Annotated in this window: 2 protein-coding genes; one reads left to right on the forward strand and one right to left on the reverse strand. The window is 41.2% G+C overall.

Annotation, left to right across the window (positions count from 1 at the left end):
* On the forward strand, nucleotides 1-1028 hold a 1028-nt coding region (locus ACESK1_RS12400; RefSeq protein ID WP_372920497.1), incomplete at its 5' end, for an alpha/beta hydrolase family protein.
* A 107-nt stretch (nucleotides 1029-1135) separates the two neighbouring features.
* On the opposite strand, the gene ACESK1_RS12405 is transcribed toward ACESK1_RS12400, so the two are convergent.
* Nucleotides 1136-3977, reverse strand: a 2842-nt coding sequence (locus ACESK1_RS12405; RefSeq protein WP_372920498.1) for an AAA family ATPase, incomplete at its 5' end; no start/stop codon positions are given.

The following is a 3977-nucleotide window of genomic DNA, read 5'->3' on the forward strand; positions in this document are numbered from 1 at the left end:
TAGCTCCTACTATGGGAACAAAACAGTTATTCGAGGTAAGTCTTCCAAAAGAGGGTTCAGGGGAAGTTAAACAAATCACCGAAGGCCAATTCGATATTACCGGGATGGTAGGTGAGGCAGATAACAATATGGTGGTGACCAGAACAGATATGAATCACGCTACCGAGATTTATACAGTAGATCTTAAAAGCGGAAAAATGGATCAGCTTAGCCATGTGAACGATACATTCTATAATGAAATTAAGCTGAGCAAGGTGGAAAAAAGGATGGTACCAACTACCGACGAAAAAGAAATGCTGACATGGGTGATCTACCCACCAGATTTTGATCCCAATAAAAAATACCCTACCCTTCTTTATTTACAGGGCGGACCGCAGTCTCCTTTATCCCAATTCTATTCCTTCCGATGGAACTTCCAGTTGATGGCTGCTAAAGGTTATATAGTAGTGGCTCCTAACCGAAGAGGAATGCCGGGACATGGAGTAGAATGGAACGAGCAGATAAGTGGCGACTGGGGCGGTCAAAATATTAAGGATTATCTTTCAGCAATAGATGAAATCAGCAAGGAAGATTTTGTAGATAAAGACAGGCTGGGAGCTGTAGGGGCAAGCTATGGTGGGTATTCGGTTTATTACCTTGCCGGCCACCACGACGATCGCTTTAAAACTTTTATTGCTCATGACGGCATCTTCAATACCCGCAGTATGTATGGAACCACTGAAGAATTGTTCTTTGTAAATAAAGATCTAGGCGGCCCTTACTGGCAGGATCCAACACCTAAAGCATATACCGAATTTAATCCTATTAATTTTGTTGATAAATGGAATACGCCCATTCTGATCATCCAGGGAGGAAAGGATTTCAGAGTACCGATTGGGCAGGGCCTTGAAGCTTTCCAGGCCGCACAACTAAAAGGTTTAAAAAGTAAGTTGCTGTATTTTCCTATGGAGAACCATTGGATCCTCAGCGCCCAGAACGGGATAATCTGGCAAAGGGAATTCTTTAAATGGCTCGAGGATACCTTGTAATTTTAAGCTCACTTTTTATATGAGTTCAGGTGTGATGATGTTTTTATTTTTACAATTATCACACCTGAATTTATAATAATAACCAGGATATTCTTAAAAGAAAGAACTCATTCTAAGACTAGCCCCACCCCTATTTTGCTCAACAAATAGGGATTATGGTCAATTACCAGGATATCATTGTCCTTACTCAGTTTTTCGAGAATATCATACAAGAGATCAATATCGGCATAATGTAATCCTGTGCTGGGTTCATCTAAAATATAAAGCGTATTGGTCGCCCGGTCCTGGAGCCAGTTCAGTAACAATAATCGCTGTTTTTCTCCCGAAGAAAGGGATTGAACAGGCTGATCCAGGCGAAGATGCGCCAAACCGATTTCTTCCAGTTCATTTAAGAATTGAAGTGTTTTGTCTGGCACCTTATTCTCCTCTAACCATTCCTTTAATTCGTTAAGATTAAAGGCGAGTACCTCAGCGATATTTTTTGAAGCAACTTTATGTTCCAGAATATGTTGCTGATAGCGCTGTCCATTACAGACTTCACATTCTTCAATCGCATTTGCAGCGATATCCAGGCTGGTTTCTATGTGGCCCTTGCCTTTGCAGTTCGGGCACTGACTCGTTTTTGTTTTATAAGAAAAGTCCCGGGGTTTCAGGCCTGTTTCGCTCGCAAAGATCTTGGTTATTTCTTTTAACAGATCCAAATAGGTGACTAACAAAGTCTTCGAATGTGATCTTAGCTTCTTAGACTCAAAATAATGCGCTCCCGCATACTTTACTGGGAATTTGATGCTTTCACAATTGACCGGCTTGCCTGTCTCGATGCTCGGAATCAGAATATCTTTCACTAAAGTAGTCTTCCCAATTCCTGATTTACCGCTAATGGCCGTGATGCCTCCAACAGGTACTTCCAGGGATTCTTTCACTAAGGTATATTTGAAAATATTCCGGATGGAAATAGAATCCTTCCCTGCTTTTAAACTGATTGCTTTAGAAGGTTCTTTCAAAAAAGGGTGACAATCTTCCTTTTTTAAATAATCCTTCGGAGTTCCCTGAAAAGTAATATATCCTCCCAACTTACCGGCTTTAGGGCCAAGTTCAACCAACCGATCAGCCTGCAGGATGATCTCTTTATTGTGCTCAATCACAATCACCGTATTGCCTTTTTCAATAAGATCCTTTAGAATACCGATCAGGTCCGGAATATTGTCGTTAGATAGTCCTGCGGAAGGTTCATCCAAAAGATAGGTAATCCCCTTCAGCGGAGAGTTTAACTGTTTTATAAGTGCTACACGTTGATTTTCTCCTCCGGAAAGCGTGCTGGATTTACGGTTGAGCTGCAGGTGATCAATATGCAATTGCTTTGCACGTTTTATGGTATTGATCAAATGAGGCTTAATGTTGGAGATGAGTTTTTGATCCATCTTTTCATGCTCAGAATCAGCCGAAAGCCAATTTTCCAGAGCTTTAAAGTCCATTGATCGTATTTCGTGAATCGATTTACCTCCAATGTAAAAAGTCAGACGCTCAGGCTTTAATCCGCTTCCCGCACAATGGCTGCATTCCTCAAGGGAGAAAAGTGCTTTCAGCTTTTCAATATTCTTGTTCTTTCTGGTCTTATAATATTCTTCTTTTAAGTAATGGAAAAGGCCTTCCCATTTCATACTTACCTCCTGAATTCCTTCCCGGGTTTTGGTTTTGAATTGCCAGTTGGCTTTCCATACAGTATCTCCGGCACCGTGAAATAAAATGTCTTTTTGTTGATCGGTCAATTCATTAAAAGGCGTTTCGAGACCAAATCCATATTTAGCACCTAACACCTGTAAAATCGCCATATACTGGCTGCTCGCATGACCATAGTAAGCCAGGGATTTGTTGTGTTCAAAAAGTCCGTTAGCAATACTCTTGTTTTGATCCAGTACTATTTTATCTAAATCGGGGAGCAATTCCTGCCCCATACCGTCGCAAACGGCGCATTTTCCCAATTCGTGATTATTGGAAAAATGGCTGGCGGATAATTCAGTTCCTTCGTACTGGGCTTTTCGGGAAAAGGCAAAACGTAAAATCTTATCTATTCCCGTTTGTTTGGCAATATCAGAGCGATCTGTAAAACTCTTTTCTTTACGGGTAACGCAAATAGTTGGGCTAAGCCCTTCAATATGGTCAACTTCAAACTGAAAATTCACCCCTACTCTTGACTGCTGATAACTCGAAAACTGTTTGGTCATTTCCTGTAATCCGTAGCCATGTATAGTGTCAATAACCAAAGAAGATTTTCCCGAACCTGAAATTCCGGTAATTACAGATAATTGATTCTTCGGAAGATCTATATCCAGGTCTTTAAGATAATGCGTTCGGGCTCCCTTTACAGAAATCGTATCCCTGCGCTGATCTGGTGCTTCCTCCAGATCCAGCGCCTGAGCTTTTATGGCATTATTCACCAGGGTATCGCAGGAGGATTGAAAAAGCGGATGATTCTCAAAGCAAATAATACCTGCCGTTTGTTCTTTAAGCTGATGCAAAGCTTTTAGCAGTTGCCTCACATTTTGCTGATGCAATCCAATACTTGGTTCTTCCAACAATAGAAGGGTCTTTTTTGATTGTTTAGCAAAATGTTTGGTGAGCTTAATTCGCTGCGCTTCACCCCCGGATAAGATGTTGGAAGGTTGGCCGAGCTTGATATATCCCAGCCCCAGCTGCAGCATCAAAGACAGTATTTTGGTAATTTTCTTCTCATCGGCAAAGAAATCATAAGCTTCCGTTATACTCAGATTATAGATTTCAGCAATATTTTTATTGTTCCAATGCACTTGCAATACTTCATCCTTAAAACGCTTACCATTACAGGTCGGACAAATCTGGTTGATAGTACCCAACACATTCATAGAAAGCGTAATCACGCCGGCTCCTTCACAGGCTTCGCATCTTCCGCGCTTGTTATTGAAAGAAAAT

Source organism: Salegentibacter sp. (genome assembly GCF_041642575.1).
GTDB lineage: Bacteria > Bacteroidota > Bacteroidia > Flavobacteriales > Flavobacteriaceae > Salegentibacter.